General features: G+C 58.5%; 16 protein-coding genes. 3 read left to right on the forward strand and 13 right to left on the reverse strand.

Annotation, left to right across the window (positions count from 1 at the left end):
- Window positions 1-213: 213 nt before the first annotated feature.
- The 8 genes from KW848_RS04110 to KW848_RS04145 form a co-directional block, all read right to left on the reverse strand.
- Entirely contained in the window at window positions 214-975 is a 762-nt protein-coding gene (locus KW848_RS04110) for a secretin N-terminal domain-containing protein (protein WP_218535891.1), read from the reverse strand.
- A gap of 261 nt (window positions 976-1236) precedes the next feature.
- The gene (locus KW848_RS04115; protein ID WP_111448963.1) at window positions 1237-1662 is read right to left on the reverse strand and encodes a GNAT family N-acetyltransferase; all 426 of its coding nucleotides are present in this window, start codon (window positions 1660-1662) and stop codon (window positions 1237-1239) included.
- The gene (locus KW848_RS04120) at window positions 1655-2824 is read right to left on the reverse strand and encodes a cupin domain-containing protein (RefSeq protein WP_218535894.1); all 1170 of its coding nucleotides are present in this window, start codon (window positions 2822-2824) and stop codon (window positions 1655-1657) included. Before KW848_RS04120 ends, KW848_RS04115 begins: the two co-directional genes overlap by 8 nt.
- An 86-nt stretch (window positions 2825-2910) precedes the next feature.
- The gene (gene purB, locus KW848_RS04125) at window positions 2911-4281 is read right to left on the reverse strand and encodes an adenylosuccinate lyase (protein ID WP_074878189.1); all 1371 of its coding nucleotides are present in this window, start codon (window positions 4279-4281) and stop codon (window positions 2911-2913) included.
- A gap of 126 nt (window positions 4282-4407) precedes the next feature.
- On the reverse strand, window positions 4408-5031 hold the full coding sequence (gene hflD / locus KW848_RS04130; protein WP_008146025.1) for a high frequency lysogenization protein HflD: 624 nt from the start codon (window positions 5029-5031) through the stop codon (window positions 4408-4410).
- The gene (mnmA, locus tag KW848_RS04135) at window positions 5028-6173 is read right to left on the reverse strand and encodes a tRNA 2-thiouridine(34) synthase MnmA (RefSeq protein ID WP_218535897.1); all 1146 of its coding nucleotides are present in this window, start codon (window positions 6171-6173) and stop codon (window positions 5028-5030) included. The genes hflD and mnmA overlap by 4 nt, the downstream gene beginning before the upstream one ends.
- Before the next feature lie 59 nt (window positions 6174-6232).
- Complete coding sequence (locus KW848_RS04140) at window positions 6233-6679, reverse strand: NUDIX hydrolase (protein WP_218535899.1); 447 nt, start codon at window positions 6677-6679, stop codon at window positions 6233-6235.
- A gap of 197 nt (window positions 6680-6876) precedes the next feature.
- A complete protein-coding gene (locus KW848_RS04145) occupies window positions 6877-9102 on the reverse strand; it encodes an NADP-dependent isocitrate dehydrogenase (protein WP_218535902.1) in 2226 nt (741 codons plus the stop codon).
- A gap of 496 nt (window positions 9103-9598) precedes the next feature.
- Here KW848_RS04145 and icd point away from each other — a divergent pair, with 496 nt between their 5' ends.
- Window positions 9599-10855: an NADP-dependent isocitrate dehydrogenase gene (gene icd, locus KW848_RS04150; RefSeq protein ID WP_218535904.1), complete on the forward strand. Its 1257-nt coding sequence runs from the start codon at window positions 9599-9601 to the stop codon at window positions 10853-10855.
- Window positions 10856-10916: 61 nt separating this feature from the next.
- Here the strand turns inward: icd and KW848_RS04155 are convergent, their stop codons facing one another.
- A complete protein-coding gene (locus KW848_RS04155) occupies window positions 10917-11198 on the reverse strand; it encodes a cold shock domain-containing protein (RefSeq protein WP_111449128.1) in 282 nt (93 codons plus the stop codon).
- Window positions 11199-11423: 225 nt separating this feature from the next.
- Between KW848_RS04155 and clpS the strand changes: the two genes are divergently transcribed.
- Window positions 11424-11786, forward strand: a complete 363-nt coding sequence (clpS, locus tag KW848_RS04160) for an ATP-dependent Clp protease adapter ClpS (RefSeq protein ID WP_027925124.1) — start codon at window positions 11424-11426, stop codon at window positions 11784-11786.
- 30 nt (window positions 11787-11816) lie between these two features.
- Window positions 11817-14087 (forward strand): ATP-dependent Clp protease ATP-binding subunit ClpA, encoded by a 2271-nt coding sequence (gene clpA / locus KW848_RS04165; protein ID WP_008146900.1) that lies wholly within the window; start codon window positions 11817-11819, stop codon window positions 14085-14087.
- Window positions 14088-14232: 145 nt separating this feature from the next.
- Here the strand turns inward: clpA and infA are convergent, their stop codons facing one another.
- The 4 genes from infA to trxB all read right to left on the reverse strand — a co-directional run bounded on the left by infA (window position 14233) and on the right by trxB (window position 17031).
- Window positions 14233-14451, reverse strand: a complete 219-nt coding sequence (infA, locus tag KW848_RS04170; RefSeq protein WP_002553999.1) for a translation initiation factor IF-1 — start codon at window positions 14449-14451, stop codon at window positions 14233-14235.
- Window positions 14452-14562: 111 nt separating this feature from the next.
- Window positions 14563-15270, reverse strand: a complete 708-nt coding sequence (locus KW848_RS04175; protein ID WP_111448957.1) for an arginyltransferase — start codon at window positions 15268-15270, stop codon at window positions 14563-14565.
- A 56-nt stretch (window positions 15271-15326) separates the two neighbouring features.
- A complete protein-coding gene (aat, locus tag KW848_RS04180; RefSeq protein ID WP_076027908.1) occupies window positions 15327-16007 on the reverse strand; it encodes a leucyl/phenylalanyl-tRNA--protein transferase in 681 nt (226 codons plus the stop codon).
- A gap of 64 nt (window positions 16008-16071) precedes the next feature.
- Window positions 16072-17031 (reverse strand): thioredoxin-disulfide reductase, encoded by a 960-nt coding sequence (gene trxB / locus KW848_RS04185; RefSeq protein WP_218535907.1) that lies wholly within the window; start codon window positions 17029-17031, stop codon window positions 16072-16074.
- Between the last annotated feature and the right edge of the window lie 28 nt (window positions 17032-17059).

A 17059-nucleotide genomic window follows, 5' to 3' on the forward strand; every position in this document is an offset into this window, starting at 1 on the left:
ACCTCGTCAAACACACCTTGTGGGCGGTACAGACACGAAGCGGCTCGCGGGGTAGGTGCGAACGGCGCCTCGAAGGCCCTTGCCAGGGCCCCTGATTAGCGGGAGCGAGGCCATCATGCCTTTGCTTTTTTGTATCGTCAAACGTTTTGTAGTGCTTTTTTTATGGCACTACATCTTTGGTCTAATACGACTAATCAGTCAGTTTTCGGTGGTTTAGTCCAAAGTATCGACTTTCACCCGCAGGGTCATGTCATCTCGGCCCTGAGTCGAGTAGCTGCGGGTCTGGTCCTGTTTGTCGGCCTGAGTCTGGCGGTTTACGCCGGCCAGGGTGATCCATTCACCCAGTCGTCCCGTGACAGTTGTGTCGGTACTTTGCACATTCACTACATCGGGACGTTCCTGGCTCATACGGTCACGATTGGTGCTGATTGCGAGGTGAACGATGTCGCCGGTAACGCTGGCGGTGACGTAGAAACCCTGTGTGACGTTGCGGTATTCGGTCTGGCTTCGCAGATCGCCGTAGGAATCGGTCTGTGTGCTGGTGAGCGGAACGCTCTGGCCGACCTGGATCAGTGCCGGCGCCCCTTCGCTGGCCTGGATCTGCTGAATCCCGCCGTCACGGCTGTCGGTACTGCGATTGATGATGCGAGTCTGGCTCGGTTTGGCGCCATTTACCGAGTAACCCTGATCGCCCTGGAAGTTGTTTTCGTTGGTGTCGACAGTGATCAGCAGGCGCTTGGGTTGGGTGTCGAGTTGCGCAATCAGGGCTTTAAGTTCGTCGATCTTGCGCTGATCGGCATTGACGATCAGTTGGTTGCCATAGGCGCTGACCTGGCCTTCCTTGCCGATGAAACCCTGGGCCATCGGCAGCATGTCGGCACTGGTGTGGTAGTTCAAAGGCACGATCTCGGTGGCGGCCATGACCGAAAAACTGCAGGTCAGCAGCAGCGTGGTGAGCAGGGTGCGTAGGGACATATCCGTTATCTCCGACATCTTGAAGTGTTGATATTGCCAGTTTGTCGGCCCGGCGTGGGGCAAGTTGAATCGTAGACAGCAAAACGCCCCGGCATCGGTTGATGGCGGGGCGTTTTGTGGTGTTCTCTGTGGCGAGGGGATTTATCCCCGTTGGGTCGCGAAGCGGCCCCAAAATAACCACGGTGTATCAGGTTTTCCGCATGCAATGGTTTGACGGCTGCTTCGCAGCCGAACGGGGATAAATCCCCTCACCACAGGGTCTCAAACGGAGTGCCGCACCATGTCCACATGCGGAATGCCTGCTTCCAGGAATTCCTCACTGACCAGGCTGAAGCCCAGGCGCTCATAGAACGCCGTGGCTTGTACCTGCGCGCTCAGCATCTGCTGCTTCAGTCCGCGCTTCTCGGCTTCACCGATCACCGCTTGCATCAGCGCATCGCCGACTTTCAAGCCGCGCCAGTCTTTCAGCACCGACACCCGGCCGACGTGGCCGTCGGGCAGCAGGCGGGCGGTGCCAATCGGAAAGTCGCCTTCGAAGGCCAGGAAATGCACCGCCGTTGCGTCATCAGCATCCCATTCCAGCTCAGGCGGAACGGATTGCTCGGCGATGAACACCGTCTCACGAATGCGCCGGATCTCGGCGATGTCCTTCTGCCAGTCTGCGACACGAACGTGGATTTTATTCATCAGCAAACCCCAAGCTGCCTTGCTTGACCAGCTCGCACAGCAGGCCGCGGCCGTCTTCGTCGCTAAGCCAGTCGCCGAGGTTATCGGTGTGCAGGGCGTCGGCAGCGCAGATCAACTTCAGCAGCTCGCGCAGTTTGCCCGGCAGGTAACGGCTCTGGCCGCTGGCGAACAGCAGCAGGTCGTCATCGACTTCGGACCAGGCCATGCGCGCGCTCGGGTTACGGATCAGCACAGCCCCTTGTTCCAGGCTGGCGAGAAAGTCTTCTTCTTCGACTTCTTCCGGGCCGACGATCAGTTCCGGGTAGCGCGGCTCGGTCATGTACTGGCCGAACCAGGTCAGCAGCAGGCGCTCGTCGCTCATGTGCTCGGCCAGCAAAGCTTTCAGGCGATCAAGGGCGTCGTGCTGAATCTGGTGTGGATCGACCGCCGGCAGGGCGTCGGCATCGGTGTAGCGCTCTTCATCGGTCAGGAACTGGCTGAGGAAGTCGGTGAAGTGAGTCAGCACTTCAGAGGCGCTCGGGGCGCGGAAGCCGACCGAGTAGGTCATGCAGTCATCCACTGCTACGCCGCAATGGGCCAGACGCGGCGGCAGGTAGAGCATGTCGCCCGGCTCCAGAACCCACTCATCGGTGGCTTCGAAGTCGGCGAGGATGCGCAGGTCTGCGTGTGGCAGCAGTTTGCTCTCGGAGTCGCACATCTGGCCGATCTTCCAGTTGCGCTTGCCGTGACCTTGCAGCAGGAACACATCGTAGTTATCGAAATGCGGACCGACGCTGCCACCCGGGGCGGCGAAGCTGATCATCACGTCGTCGACGCGCCAGCTCGGCAGGAAGCGAAAGTTTTCCAGCAGCTCGCTGACTTCCGGCACGAATTGGTCGACCGCTTGCACCAGCAGGGTCCATTCGGTTTCCGGCAACTTGCTGAATTCGTCTTCGGCGAACGGGCCGCGACGCATTTCCCAAGGACGCTCACCGTGTTCGATTACCAGGCGCGATTCAACTTCTTCTTCCAGCGCCAGGCCGGCCAGTTCGTCCGGGTCGATCGGGCTTTCGAAATCAGGGATCGCCTGGCGGATCAGCAGCGGTTTTTTCTGCCAGTAGTCACGCAGGAATTCGCGCGCCGTGATGCCACCCAGAAGTTGAAGAGGAATATCAGGATTCATGTGTAACCTATTGAAAAAAAGCACTTTTCAGACGGGAATAAAAACGCCCGGCGCTGCCGGGCGTCTCAAAAGGGTAAAGCGGTCGATCAGATGCGTTTGGCTTGCTCTACAGCGTTACCGATGTAGTTCGCCGGGGTGAGCAATTTCAGCTCGGCCTTGGCCGCGGCTGGCATGTCCAGGCCGTCGATGAAAGTTTGCAGTGCTTCAGGGCTGATGCCCTTGCCACGGGTCAACTCTTTCAGTTTTTCGTACGGGTTTTCGATGTTGTAGCGACGCATCACGGTCTGGATTGGCTCGGCCAATACTTCCCAGCACGCGTCCAGATCGGCAGCAATCTTCTGAGCGTTGAGCTCGAGTTTGCTGATGCCTTTGAGGCTGGCTTCGTACGCGATCACGCTGTGGGCGAAGCCGACACCGAGGTTGCGCAATACGGTGGAGTCGGTCAGGTCGCGCTGCCAGCGGGAGATCGGCAGCTTGCTCGCCAGGTGCTGGAACAGTGCGTTGGCGATACCCAGGTTGCCTTCGGAGTTTTCGAAGTCGATCGGGTTGACCTTGTGCGGCATGGTCGACGAGCCGATTTCGCCAGCGATGGTGCGCTGTTTGAAATAACCCAGGGAGATGTAGCCCCAGATGTCGCGGTCGAAGTCGATCAGGATGGTGTTGAAGCGCGCGATCGCGTCGAACAGTTCGGCAATGTAGTCGTGCGGTTCGATCTGCGTGGTGTAAGGGTTGAAGCCCAGACCCAGCTCGTCTTCGATGAAGGCGCGGGCGTTCTCTTCCCAGTCGATCTCAGGGTAGGCCGACAGGTGGGCGTTGTAGTTGCCGACAGCGCCGTTGATCTTGCCCAGCAGCGGAACAGCCGCGACCTGAGCGATTTGACGCTCCAGACGGTAAACCACGTTCGCCAGCTCTTTGCCCAGGGTGGTCGGCGAAGCCGGTTGACCGTGGGTGCGCGACAGCATCGGCACGTCAGCGAAACGGATGGCCAGTTCGCGGATGGCTTCGGCAGTCTGGCGCATCAGCGGCAGCATCACGTCATCACGGCCTTCGCGCAGCATCAGGGCGTGGGACAGGTTGTTGATGTCCTCGCTGGTGCAGGCAAAGTGGATGAATTCGCTGACCTTGGCCAGTTCCGGCAGCTTGGCCGCTTGCTCTTTGAGCAGGTACTCAATGGCTTTTACGTCGTGGTTGGTGGTGCGCTCGATCTCTTTGACACGCTCGGCGTGCTCCAGAGCGAAGTTTTCCGCCAGGGTGTTCAGCACAGCGTTGGCTTCGGCGGAGAACGCCGGCACTTCGCTAATGCCAGGGTGAGCGGCCAGGCGCTGGAGCCAGCGCACTTCAACCAGAACGCGAGCACGGATCAGGCCGTATTCGCTGAAAATTGGGCGCAGGGCCTGGGTTTTGCCGGCGTAGCGGCCGTCAACAGGGGAAACCGCAGTGAGCGAAGAAAGCTGCATGGGGTGTTCTCGGACAGTCGGGCAACGAAATGGGGCGCGTATCATACATGAAAAAATCCGCAGGTCCGTTGCCAACTGACCAGCGTCTTACGCGTTACAAATTACCAAGGGTCTTGCGGGCGCGGTTCAGCTGCTGCGCATCAGCGGGTAAAGCTCTTTGAGCAACTTGCGACGGCTGATCACCAGCTGCCAGCGATGACCGCCCAACTGCCGCCACAGGCGCGCCGATCGAATCCCGGCCAGCAACAGGGCGCGGATTTTCGAAGCGTTGCTCGGTTGCTGCAGGTTGCGCATGTCGCCGTGGACCTGAATGCGTTGGCGCAAGGTGCTCAGGGTGTCCTGGTACAGCGCACCGCACGCTGCAATGACGTTTTCGTGCGCCGGGCCGAAGTGCTCGACCTGGGATTGAATCTGCGGCAAACGCTTGCCGATCTCGTCGAGCATGTCGTTGCGCTTGGCCAGCTGACGCTCCAGGCCGAGCATTGCCAGCGCATAGCGCAGCGGCTCGCGCTGAAGGGTGCTTGGGTCGCGTTCCAGGGCGCCGATCAATGCGCGGTAACCTTCACGCAGATTGATGTCGTCGCCGCCGTACACTTCCAGGGTGTCCTTGGGGTCGCGAATCAGCAGGCTGCCGAGCATGCATGTCAGGCCGGCTTCGGCGGTCTGGCCGGTCTTGGCGATCTTGTCGACCAGCACGGCGGCGAGGAACACGCCGCCCAGTGCCGTCAGTTGCTCCTGAGTCGGGCTCATTGCTGCTCGCCTTGAGGAGTGCCTTTGCTGGTCCACGGCTCCGCGACTTCGATCACGCCGCCGCCGAGGCAGATTTCACCGTCGTAGAACACCACGGACTGGCCTGGGGTGACCGCGCGTTGCGGGTCATCGAAGGTCGCGCGGTAGCCGTTGGCGGTTCTTTCCAGCGTGCAGGGCTGGTCGCTTTGGCGATAGCGGACTTTGGCGGTCAACCGGCGCGGTTCGCTCAAGTCGATCGGGTTGACCCAATAGATGTCCGAGGCGAGCAGGGCGCGGGAGAACAGATACGGATGGTCATTGCCCTGGCCAACGATCAGCTCGTTGTGTTCCAGGTCCTTGATCAGCACGTACCACGGCTCGTCACTGGCGTCTTTCAAGCCGCCAATGCCCAGGCCCTGACGCTGGCCGATGGTGTGATACATCAAGCCGTGATGACGGCCGATAACTTCACCTTCGGTGGTCTTGATCTCGCCGGGTTGGGCCGGCAGGTATTGCTTGAGGAAGTCGCTGAAGCGGCGCTCGCCGATAAAGCAGATTCCGGTGGAGTCCTTTTTCTTCGCGGTGGCGAGTTCGTGTTTCTCGGCAATCGCGCGCACTTCGGGTTTTTCCAGCTCGCCGACCGGGAACAGGGTCTTGGCGATCTGTTCACCACCGACGGCGTGCAGGAAGTAGCTCTGGTCCTTGTTCGGGTCCAGGCCCTTGAGCAGCTCGGTACGGCCATCGATGTCGCGGCGTCGCACGTAGTGACCGGTGGCGATCAGGTCGGCGCCGAGCATCATGGCGTAGTCGAGGAACGCCTTGAACTTGATCTCACGGTTACACAGGATGTCCGGGTTCGGCGTGCGACCGGCCTTGTATTCGGCCAGGAAGTGCTCGAATACGTTGTCCCAGTACTCGGCGGCGAAGTTGGCGGTGTGCAGCTTGATGCCAATCTTGTCGCACACGGCCTGAGCGTCCGCCAGGTCATCCATGGCGGTACAGTATTCCGTTCCATCGTCTTCTTCCCAGTTCTTCATGAACAGGCCTTCCACCTCATAACCCTGCTCGATCAGCAGGAGAGCGGAAACGGAAGAGTCCACGCCGCCGGACATGCCGACAATGACGCGCTTCTTTTGTGTGTCAGAAGGGGCTGGATCACGCATAGGGATTCAATGAGTGTCTTTAAAAAGGACGCGATTCTAACAGGCCGAAGCCCGCAAGGCTAAAGAGAAGGGCGGATCAGTTCGAGGCCGAAGAGTTTGCCGTCCAGATAATCATCAATACAGCGGATGATCAGCTCACTGCGCCAGTTTGCGCGCTGTGCCATGAGTTCGTCACGCGTCAGCCATTTTGCGCCGACGATGCCGTCGTCCAGCTGATAGTCGGGGTGATGTTTGAGCGGTTTTGCGGTGAAGCAGACCCGCTGATAGGTCACGCCGTTGCTCGGGGCGGTGTAGAGGTAAATACCCACCACGCCAGTCGGCTCGACGTCCCAGCCGGTTTCTTCGAGGGTTTCACGCACGGCGGCTTCGATCAGGGTTTCGTCCGGGTCCAGATGGCCGGCGGGCTGGTTGAGCACCGTTCGTCCGCCTTTGGATTCTTCGACCATCAGGAAGCGGCCGTTGTCTTCGACGATGGTCGCGACGGTGATGTGGGGGTTCCACTCCATGAGGATTCCTCAAATTTCAATAGTTGCAACACTATTACTGTGGGAGCTGGCCCGCCAGCGATTGCGGTGAGTCAGTCACCATCAATGTTGGATGATAAATCGCTATCGCTGGCAGGCCAGCTCCCACAGGTTTTGCGTTGTCTTCAAAAACACAAACCCCGGCACGAGGCCGGGGTTTGTGGTGTTCCCTTACAACCTTAAACCAGCGCAGCGATCGCGGCGTTGAAGGTGTTGCTCGGGCGCATGGCCTTGCTGATCAGCTCGGCATTGGCGTGGTAGTAACCGCCGATGTCCACTGGCTTGCCCTGAACGGCGTTGAGTTCGGCAACGATGGTTGCTTCGTTCTCGCTCAGGGTCTTGGCCAGTTCGCCGAACTGCGCTTGCAGTGCTGTGTCTTCGGTCTGGGCAGCCAGGGCTTGAGCCCAGTACAGCGCCAGGTAGAAGTGGCTGCCGCGGTTGTCGATGTTGCCGACTTTGCGCGATGGCGACTTGTTGTTGTCCAGGAACTGGCCGGTGGCCTGATCCAGGGTCTTGGCCAACACCAGCGCTTTAGGGTTGTTGTAGGTAACACCCAGGTGCTCAAGGGAAGCGGCCAGGGCCAGGAACTCACCCAGGGAATCCCAGCGCAGGAAGTTTTCTTCCAAAAGTTGTTGAACATGCTTCGGTGCCGAACCGCCGGCGCCGGTTTCGAACAGACCACCGCCGTTCATCAGCGGAACGATCGACAGCATCTTGGCGCTGGTGCCCAGTTCCATGATCGGGAACAGGTCAGTCAGGTAGTCGCGCAGTACGTTGCCGGTCACGGAGATGGTGTCCTTGCCTTCGCGGGTGCGGCCCAGGGTGAAGGCCATCGCGTCGACTGGCGACATGATGCGAATGTCCAGGCCGGACGTGTCGTGATCCTTCAGGTAAGCCTGAACTTTCTCGATCACTACGCCGTCGTGGGCGCGCATTGGGTCCAGCCAGAAAATCGCTGGAGTGGCGCTTGCGCGAGCACGGTTGACGGCCAGTTTGACCCAGTCCTGGATCGGCGCGTCTTTGGTCTGGCACATGCGGAAGATGTCGCCGGCTTCAACCGACTGCTCCAGCAGGGTGCGGCCAGCGCCATCGGAAACCCGAACCACGCCGTTGGCCTTGATCTGGAAAGTCTTGTCGTGCGAGCCGTACTCTTCGGCTTTTTTCGCCATCAGGCCAACGTTTGGCACGCTGCCCATGGTGGTCGGATCGAAAGCGCCGTGCAGCTTGCAGTCTTCGATCACCGCCTGGTAGATGGTGGCGTAGCAGCGATCCGGAATCACAGCCTTGGTGTCGTGCAGTTGACCGTCAGTGCCCCACATTTTGCCGGAGTCACGGATCATCGCCGGCATCGAGGCGTCGACGATCACGTCGCTCGGCACGTGCAGGTTGGTGATGCCTTTGTCGGAGTTGACCATGGCCAACGACGGACGAGCGGCGTAGACCGCCTGAATGTCCGCTTCGATCTGCGCTTGTTGCTCGGCCGGCAGGGCTTTGATGCGAGCGTACAGGTCGCCGATGCCGTTGTTCAGGTTGAAGCCGATCTGCGCCAGCACGTCAGCGTGCTTGGCCAGTGCGTCTTTATAGAACTCGGCAACGATCTGGCCAAACATGATCGGGTCGGAGACCTTCATCATGGTGGCTTTGAGGTGAACCGACAGCAGCACGCCTTTGGCTTTGGCGTCTTCGATCTCGGCGGCGATGAAGCTGCGCAGCGCGTTTTTGCTCAGTACCGCGCAATCGAGGATCTCACCGGCTTGCACGGTGGTTTTTTCTTTCAGGACGGTGGTGGTGCCGTCTTGAGCGATCAGTTCGATTTTGACGGCGTCAGCGGCGTCGATCAGGGCAGCTTTCTCGCTGCCGTAGAAATCGCCGGTGCTCATGTGCGCGACGTGGGACTTGGAGTCCGCAGCCCAGGCGCCCATTTTGTGCGGGTGCTTGCGAGCGTAGTTCTTGACCGACAGCGGTGCACGACGATCGGAGTTGCCTTCGCGCAGAACCGGGTTTACGGCGCTGCCCTTGATCTTGTCGTAGCGCGACTTGGCGAGCTTGTCGGCGTCGCTGCTCACGGTTTCCGGGTAGTCAGGCAGTGCGAAGCCCTGGGCTTGCAGTTCCTTGATCGCGGCTTGCAGTTGCGGAACCGAGGCGCTGATGTTCGGCAACTTGATGATGTTGGCTTCAGGCGTAACGGCCAGGTCGCCCAGTTCGGCGAGGTGGTCGGCTACGGCTTTGTCACCCAGTTGCTCGGGGAAGCTGGCCAGGATGCGCCCTGCAAGAGAGATATCGCGGGTTTCCACGGCGATATCAGCGGAGGCGGTGAAGGCCTCTACGATAGGCAACAGTGAATAGGTGGCGAGGGCGGGAGCTTCGTCGGTGAAGGTATAGATGATCTTCGAGCGGGTGGGCATATTCGGATTAACTCTCTCTTCTTTGCTAAAGCGTGCGCAGAAAAACTCGAGGGGCGCCGGGTAAGCGCGTTCGTTCAAAGTCATCCATGAGCCGAATGTCGAGATTTCTTCGCGGTGATGTTGGGTGCATCAGTCGAGCGTCAAGCGGGTGGACTGCGGTAACAGCCCTGCTTTTTCGGGCTCAAAGTCTCGTAGTAGAGAGATCGGCCGTCGTGACTCTGTGGTCAGCGGGCGGCATTATACATAGGAAGCTGGCAATCTGCCGATGGTTCATATGCAACGATTGTCGTCCATTGGTCTAAAGGTCGCAGGGGCGAGTGGGGCGTAGAGTCTTGCACCGTGCTTGAGTTTGGCGCTTTTCCCTTTGCTTTCAGGCTTGTACGTCGCGAACTGTGTAGCTTTGCGGCAGATGGTTGGAACAGAGGGTTTGCGTGCCGATTTAACTGGGGTACGCTCGAACGAAGCCAGATGTTCAATCCAAACAATGGAGTTCAGCATGGGATACAAGAAGATTCAGGTTCCAGCAGTCGGCGACAAAATCACCGTCAACGCGGACCATTCTCTCAATGTTCCTAACAACCCGATCATCCCCTTCATCGAAGGTGACGGTATTGGCGTTGATATCAGCCCGGTCATGATCAAGGTTGTCGATGCTGCTGTTAAGAAGGCTTACGGCGGCGAGCGCAAAATTTCCTGGATGGAAGTCTATGCCGGGGAGAAAGCGACTCAGGTTTACGATCAGGACACCTGGCTACCCCAGGAAACCCTGGACGCAGTTAGAGATTACGTGGTTTCCATCAAGGGCCCTCTGACCACCCCGGTCGGTGGCGGCATCCGTTCCCTGAACGTGGCCCTGCGTCAGCAACTCGACCTTTATGTCTGCCTGCGCCCTGTGCGCTGGTTCGAAGGCGTGCCTAGCCCGGTCAAGAAGCCAGGCGACGTCGACATGACGATCTTCCGTGAGAACTCGGAAGACATCTACGCGGGTATCGAGTGGAAAGCCGGTTCGCCGGAAGCGACCAAAGTCATCAAGTTCCTTAAAGATGAAATGGGCGTCACCAAGATCCGTTTCGACGAAAACTGCGGTATCGGCATCAAGCCGGTTTCCCTGCAAGGCACCAAGCGTCTGGCGCGAAAAGCGCTGCAGTATGTGGTCGACAACGACCGCGACTCGCTGACCATCGTGCACAAAGGCAACATCATGAAGTTCACCGAAGGTGCCTTCAAGGAGTGGGCCTACGAAGTGGCGGCTGAAGAGTTCGGCGCGACCCTGCTCGACGGCGGTCCGTGGATGCAGTTCAAAAACCCGAAAACCGGCAAGAACGTTATCGTCAAAGATGCTATCGCCGACGCCATGCTCCAGCAGATCCTGCTGCGCCCGGCCGAATACGATGTGATCGCGACCCTGAACCTGAACGGCGACTACCTCTCCGATGCCCTGGCGGCGGAAGTGGGCGGTATCGGTATCGCACCGGGTGCCAACCTGTCTGACACCATTGCGATGTTCGAAGCGACCCACGGTACTGCGCCGAAGTACGCTGGCAAGGACCAGGTCAACCCGGGTTCCCTGATCCTGTCCGCAGAGATGATGCTGCGTCACATGGGCTGGACCGAAGCGGCTGATCTGATCATCAAGGGCACCAACGGCGCGATTTCCGCCAAGACCGTGACCTATGACTTCCACCGTTTGATGGAAGGCGCGAAACTGCTGTCTTCGTCCGCGTTTGGTGATGCGCTGATTTCGCATATGTAAGCGAATAGGTATAAAAAAACCGCCTTCTGGCGGTTTTTTTATGACTGGATGGCGGGTTGTATTAACTCGATACAGTTTCTTGCTGGATGGCAGGGGCGGCCTGCTCGTTCTCGGTCGTGACGGACATAATCTTCACGGCATGCAACCCTTTGGGGCCCTGAACAATCTCGAAATTTACAGCTTGCCCAGCCTTGAGAGTCTTGTACCCGTTCATCTCAATGGCCGAGTAGTGCGCAAAGAAATCAATAAGATGACCGTCTTCGTCACGACCTTCTCTGGCATCGGTGTTAATGAAACCGAACCCCTTGGCATTGTTGAACCATTTCACCTTGCCGACTGACATACCCATATCCCTCTGCAACAGACTCCATCACTGGAGTATCATCCAGTTCATCCGCAGTCATTTCCTGGAAATAAGATTGACTCCGCGGACCTTTTTTACCCACTGTGGGCTCTATTGGTTGTAACACCGTTTTCCCGATAGTCAAGGTGACCGGGCAGTCGGAGTTGAAATCGTCCATAGCCGCCCCCACCACTGTATTTGCACAACTGACGAACCTTTCTTTCCATGCATGCAATCAGCCAGATTCGACTAACATTCAATCAGGATCACCCTGATTCACACGACGACGATTCCGCAGGCATTGCTGTTCAGGAGGCAAAGCCTGCTTTACAGGCGCCGCCGATGTACAAGGTGGTTTTGTTCAATGATGACTACACACCGATGGATTTCGTCGTCGAAGTGCTCGAGGTGTTTTTTAACCTGAATCGCGAGCTGGCGACCAAGGTCATGCTGGCCGTCCACACAGAAGGACGGGCAGTATGTGGAGTGTTTACCCGTGACATCGCCGAGACTAAGGCCATGCAGGTCAACCAGTACGCCAGGGAAAGCCAGCATCCGCTACTCTGTGAAATCGAGAAGGACGGTTAATCGCCGACCACTTGGGTATGAGGTGAAGCTATGTTAAACCGCGAGCTCGAAGTCACCCTCAATCTTGCCTTCAAGGAGGCCCGTTCGAAGCGTCATGAATTCATGACCGTCGAGCACCTCCTGCTGGCCCTATTGGACAATGAGGCTGCCGCCACCGTTTTGCGTGCCTGCGGCGCAAACCTCGACAAACTCAAGCACGACCTGCAGGAGTTCATCGACTCCACCACGCCATTGATCCCCGTTCATGACGAGGATCGTGAGACCCAGCCAACCCTGGGCTTCCAGCGTGTTCTGCAACGTGCTGTCTTTCACGTACAGAGCTCGGGCAAACGCGAAGTGACTGGCGCCAACGTACTGGTCGCGATCTTCAGTGAGCAAGAGAGTCAGGCAGTGTTCCTGCTGAAACAGCAGAGCGTTGCGCGCATTGATGTCGTCAACTACATCGCACACGGCATTTCCAAAGTGCCGGGGCATGGCGATCACTCTGAAGGTGAGCAAGATATGCAGGACGACGAGGGCGGTGAGTCTTCTTCTTCAGGCAATCCTCTGGATGCTTATGCCAGCAACCTCAACGAACTCGCGCGCCAGGGTCGAATCGATCCATTGGTAGGCCGTGAGCTGGAGGTTGAGCGCGTCGCGCAGATCCTGGCGCGTCGTCGCAAAAACAATCCGTTGCTGGTGGGCGAGGCGGGCGTGGGTAAAACCGCGATTGCCGAAGGCCTGGCCAAGCGCATTGTCGACAACCAGGTACCAGACCTGCTGGCCAACAGCGTGGTGTATTCCCTCGATCTGGGGGCCTTGCTGGCCGGGACCAAATACCGCGGCGATTTCGAGAAACGCTTCAAGGCGTTGCTCAATGAGCTGAAAAAACGTCCGCAGGCGATCCTGTTCATCGACGAAATCCACACCATCATTGGTGCGGGTGCCGCGTCCGGTGGGGTCATGGATGCCTCGAACCTGCTCAAGCCGCTGCTGTCGTCGGGTGATATCCGTTGCATCGGTTCGACCACGTTCCAGGAATTCCGCGGGATTTTCGAGAAGGACCGTGCTCTGGCCCGGCGCTTCCAGAAGGTCGATGTGTCGGAACCTTCGGTGGAAGACACCATTGGCATCCTGCGCGGCCTGAAAGGTCGTTTCGAAGCGCACCACAACATCGAATACAGCGATGAAGCCCTGCGCGCCGCTGCTGAACTGGCCTCGCGCTACATCAATGACCGGCACATGCCGGACAAAGCCATCGACGTTATCGACGAGGCGGGCGCCTACCAGCGTCTGCAGCCAATCGAGAAACGCGTGAAACGCATCGAAGTACCTCAAGTCGAGGACATCGTCGCGAAAATCGCGCGGATTCCGCCTAAGCACGTCACCAGCTCCGACAAAGAGCTGCTGCGTAACCTTGAGCGTGACCTGAAGCTGACAGTATTTGGTCAGGATGCCGCAATCGACTCGCTGTCGACCGCGATCAAACTGTCCCGTGCCGGCCTCAAGTCTCCTGACAAGCCAGTCGGTTCGTTCCTGTTCGCAGGGCCTACCGGTGTCGGTAAAACCGAAGCGGCACGTCAGCTGGCCAAGGCGTTGGGCATCGAACTGGTTCGTTTCGACATGTCCGAGTACATGGAGCGCCACACCGTTTCGCGTCTGATCGGTGCGCCTCCAGGCTATGTCGGGTTCGATCAGGGTGGCCTGCTGACCGAAGCCATCACCAAGCAGCCTCACTGCGTGCTGTTGCTCGATGAGATCGAGAAGGCGCATCCGGAAGTCTTCAACCTGCTGCTGCAGGTCATGGACCACGGTACGCTGACCGATAACAACGGGCGCAAGGCGGACTTCCGTAACGTGATCGTCATCATGACGACCAACGCCGGTGCCGAAACGGCAGCTCGTGCTTCGATCGGTTTCACCCATCAGGACCACTCGTCCGATGCGATGGAAGTGATCAAGAAGAGCTTCACGCCAGAGTTCCGTAACCGTCTGGACACCATTATCCAGTTTGGTCGCCTCAGTCATGAGGTCATCAAAAGCGTGGTGGACAAGTTCCTTACCGAGCTTCAGGCGCAGCTGGAAGACAAGCGCGTGCAGCTGGAAGTGACGGACGCGGCGCGCAGCTGGCTGGCAGCAGGCGGCTACGACTCGGCGATGGGTGCTCGACCAATGGCGCGTTTGATTCAGGACAAGATCAAGCGTCCGCTGGCGGAAGAGATCCTCTTTGGCGAACTGGCCGACCATGGTGGTGTGGTTCACATCGATCTCAAGGACGGCGAGCTGACCTTCGACTTCGAGACCACGGCTGAAATGGCCTGACAGTTTCGCAAGAAAGCAAAAGGCGCCGAAAGGCGCCTTTTTGCTGTCTGCTGGATGTGCCTCAAACCCCTGTGGGATTGGAGGGGGCATCAAAATCCGCAAACAAAAACGCCCGGCATAAACCGGGCGTTTTGTATTGACTTGATTAGCGAGCGCGGTAAGTGATGCGCCCTTTGCTCAAGTCATAGGGCGTCAGCTCGACGCGCACTTTGTCGCCGGTAAGAATACGGATGTAATTCTTGCGCATCTTGCCGGAGATATGCGCGGTTACGACGTGCCCATTTTCCAACTCCACACGAAACATGGTGTTGGGCAGGGTGTCGACGACAGTGCCTTCCATTTCGAAGCTGTCTTCTTTCGACATGCAGTAAAGCCCTCGGTGTCCAATGAATGGCCCGGTGCAACTGCGCCAGGCAAAAGCGGCGTGCATTGTGCCCGAAAAATGGGGTTTAAGCCAAGGGGTTTACGGCTTGCTCTAGTTCAGGATGACCCAGCGCTGATTAATCAGCAGTTCGATAGGGCGATATTGAGTCTTGTAACTCATCTTTTTGCAGTTTTTGATCCAATAGCCCAGATAGACGGCCTCCAGTCCCAGACGCTGAGCCTCGGCGATTTGCCAGAGGATCGCATAGCGCCCCAGGCTGCGGCGTTCTTCAGCGGGCTCGTAGAAGGTGTAAACGGCCGACAGACCGTTCGGCAGCAAGTCGGTGACGGCCACCGCCACCAGTCGCCCTTCGAGGCGGAATTCGTAGAATCGGGAAAACGGCAGGTCACGTACCAGGAACGTCGCAAACTGATCGCGACTCGGCGGGTACATATCGCCATCGGCGTGACGCTGTTCGATATACCGCTGATAAAGGTCGAAATACTCTTCGCTGAATTGCGGCCTGGCAGGGCGCACCTGCAGGTCGACGTTGCGTTTGAAGATGCGTTTCTGCTGGCGGTTGGGCGAAAATTGCGCCACAGGGATACGCGCCGGTACGCACGCATTGCAATTCTGGCAATGAGGCCGGTAAAGATGATCGCCGCTACGACGGAAACCCATTTCAGACAGGTCTGCATAGACATGCACATCCATGGGCTGACTAGGGTCGAGGAACAAGGTCGTGGCCTGCTCCTCGGGCAGATAACTGCAAGAGTGGGGCTGAGTGGCATAAAACTTCAAACGCGCCAACTCGGTCATGATCAACCCTCGGGATAAGCTTTGAATTAAGTGTAAGCCACGCGCGCAAAAGTCGCTCAGCAAACCCAGGTTGCGCGGCTGGGTTGGTCCAGATGCTGCGCAAGGTAGTCGGCAAACTCGCGGCGGGGAATCGCTCGGGCGCCGAGGCTGTGCAGATGGTCGGTCGGCATCTGGCAGTCGATCAGCACAAAGCCTGAGTCTTTCAGATGTCGGACCAGCGTGGCAAAGCCATATTTCGAGGCGTTGTCGGCGCGGCTGAACATGGACTCGCCGAAAAACAGCTGACCCATCGCCAGGCCGTAGAGCCCGCCGACCAGTTCACCCTGGTCCCAGACTTCCACCGAATGGGCGTAGCCACGCCTGTGCAGCTCGAGGTAGGCGTTCTGCATGGCTTCTGTGATCCAGGTGCCATCGGCGTAATCCCGAGGCGCGGCGCAAGCGCGGATGACCGCGGCAAAATCCTGATCAAAGGTCACTTGATAGCGTTGCTGGCGCAGCAATTTGTTCAGGCTGCGCGAGACATGCAGTTCGTCGGGAAACAGTACGGTGCGCGGATCCGGCGACCACCAGAGAATCGGCTGGCCTTCCGAGAACCACGGAAAACAGCCGTGGCGATAGGCCTGAATCAGACGATCGGCGGACAGATCCCCGCCCGCAGCCAACAGCCCGTTGGGATCGCGCATGGCTTTTTCCAGGGGCGGGAAGGTCAGGGTGTTGCGTTGTAACCAAGTCAGCATGGCATCCGGGCTTGCAGAAGGGGAGGGCGATGGTGGGCGGGTGGGCCCACCGTGAAGTGTGCCGTCAAATGACTGGAATGTCGTCGAGATACTTCTCGGCGTCCAGCGCGGCCATGCAACCGGCCCCGGCAGACGTGACGGCCTGGCGATAAACGTGATCGGCCACGTCCCCGGCGGCAAATACGCCCGGGATTTCGGTGCTGGTAGCATCGCCTTCGCTGCCGCCCTTGACCAGCAGGTAGCCGTTACGCATTTTCAGCTGGCCTTCGAACAGGTCGGTGTTGGGCTTGTGGCCAATAGCGATGAACACGCCGGTCAGCGGCAATTCACTGGTTTCGTCAGTGTGGCTGTCCCGCAGGCGGGCGCCGGTCACACCGCTGGCATCACCCAGCACTTCATCCAGATTCTGGTTCCAGTGCAGGCGGATATTGCCTTTGGTGGCTTTTTCGAAGAGTTTGTCCTGAAGAATCTTCTCCGAGCGCAACTTGTCGCGGCGGTGAATCAGGTGAACTTCCTTGGCGATGTTTGACAGGTACAGCGCTTCTTCAACTGCCGTGTTGCCGCCGCCAACGACGGCGACCACCTGATTGCGGTAGAAGAAACCGTCGCACGTCGCGCAGGCCGACACGCCTTTGCCGGCAAATGTCTCTTCCGATGGCAGCCCCAGGTATTGCGCCGAGGCGCCGGTGGCGATAATCAGCGCATCACAGGTGTAAGTACCGCTGTCGCCGATGAGTTCGAACGGGCGCTCTTGCAACTTGGCAGTGTGGATGTGGTCGTAGACGATCTCTGTGTGAAAACGCTCTGCGTGTTGTTGCATGCGTTCCATCAGCACCGGGCCGGTGAGGCCTTCGACATCACCGGGCCAGTTGTCGACTTCGACGGTGGTGGTGAGCTGGCCACCTGCCTGTATGCCGGTAATCACAACGGGGTTGAGGTTGGCGCGGGCGGCATAAACGGCAGCGCTGTAACCGGCGGGGCCGGAACCCAGAATGATCAGGCGGGAATGCTTCGCTTCGCTCATAAAAACACCTCATAAGCCTTTGTCACAA

Source organism: Pseudomonas sp. PDM25, from assembly GCF_019219045.1.
Taxonomy (GTDB): Bacteria; Pseudomonadota; Gammaproteobacteria; order Pseudomonadales; family Pseudomonadaceae; genus Aquipseudomonas.

Bases quoted from the DNA above. Each gene is read 5' to 3' on its own strand.
- KW848_RS04110 (WP_218535891.1), bottom strand. From the start codon at position 975: ATGTCCCTACGCACCCTGCTCACCACGCTGCTGCTGACCTGCAGTTTT.
- KW848_RS04115 (WP_111448963.1), bottom strand. From the start codon at position 1,662: ATGAATAAAATCCACGTTCGTGTCGCAGACTGGCAGAAGGACATCGCC.
- KW848_RS04120 (WP_218535894.1), bottom strand. From the start codon at position 2,824: ATGAATCCTGATATTCCTCTTCAACTTCTGGGTGGCATCACGGCGCGC.
- purB (WP_074878189.1), bottom strand. From the start codon at position 4,281: ATGCAGCTTTCTTCGCTCACTGCGGTTTCCCCTGTTGACGGCCGCTAC.
- hflD (WP_008146025.1), bottom strand. From the start codon at position 5,031: ATGAGCCCGACTCAGGAGCAACTGACGGCACTGGGCGGCGTGTTCCTC.
- mnmA (WP_218535897.1), bottom strand. From the start codon at position 6,173: ATGCGTGATCCAGCCCCTTCTGACACACAAAAGAAGCGCGTCATTGTC.
- KW848_RS04140 (WP_218535899.1), bottom strand. From the start codon at position 6,679: ATGGAGTGGAACCCCCACATCACCGTCGCGACCATCGTCGAAGACAAC.
- KW848_RS04145 (WP_218535902.1), bottom strand. From the start codon at position 9,102: ATGCCCACCCGCTCGAAGATCATCTATACCTTCACCGACGAAGCTCCC.
- icd (WP_218535904.1), top strand. From the start codon at position 9,599: ATGGGATACAAGAAGATTCAGGTTCCAGCAGTCGGCGACAAAATCACC.
- KW848_RS04155 (WP_111449128.1), bottom strand. From the start codon at position 11,198: ATGTCAGTCGGCAAGGTGAAATGGTTCAACAATGCCAAGGGGTTCGGT.
- clpS (WP_027925124.1), top strand. From the start codon at position 11,424: ATGCATGCAATCAGCCAGATTCGACTAACATTCAATCAGGATCACCCT.
- clpA (WP_008146900.1), top strand. From the start codon at position 11,817: ATGTTAAACCGCGAGCTCGAAGTCACCCTCAATCTTGCCTTCAAGGAG.
- infA (WP_002553999.1), bottom strand. From the start codon at position 14,451: ATGTCGAAAGAAGACAGCTTCGAAATGGAAGGCACTGTCGTCGACACC.
- KW848_RS04175 (WP_111448957.1), bottom strand. From the start codon at position 15,270: ATGACCGAGTTGGCGCGTTTGAAGTTTTATGCCACTCAGCCCCACTCT.
- aat (WP_076027908.1), bottom strand. From the start codon at position 16,007: ATGCTGACTTGGTTACAACGCAACACCCTGACCTTCCCGCCCCTGGAA.
- trxB (WP_218535907.1), bottom strand. From the start codon at position 17,031: ATGAGCGAAGCGAAGCATTCCCGCCTGATCATTCTGGGTTCCGGCCCC.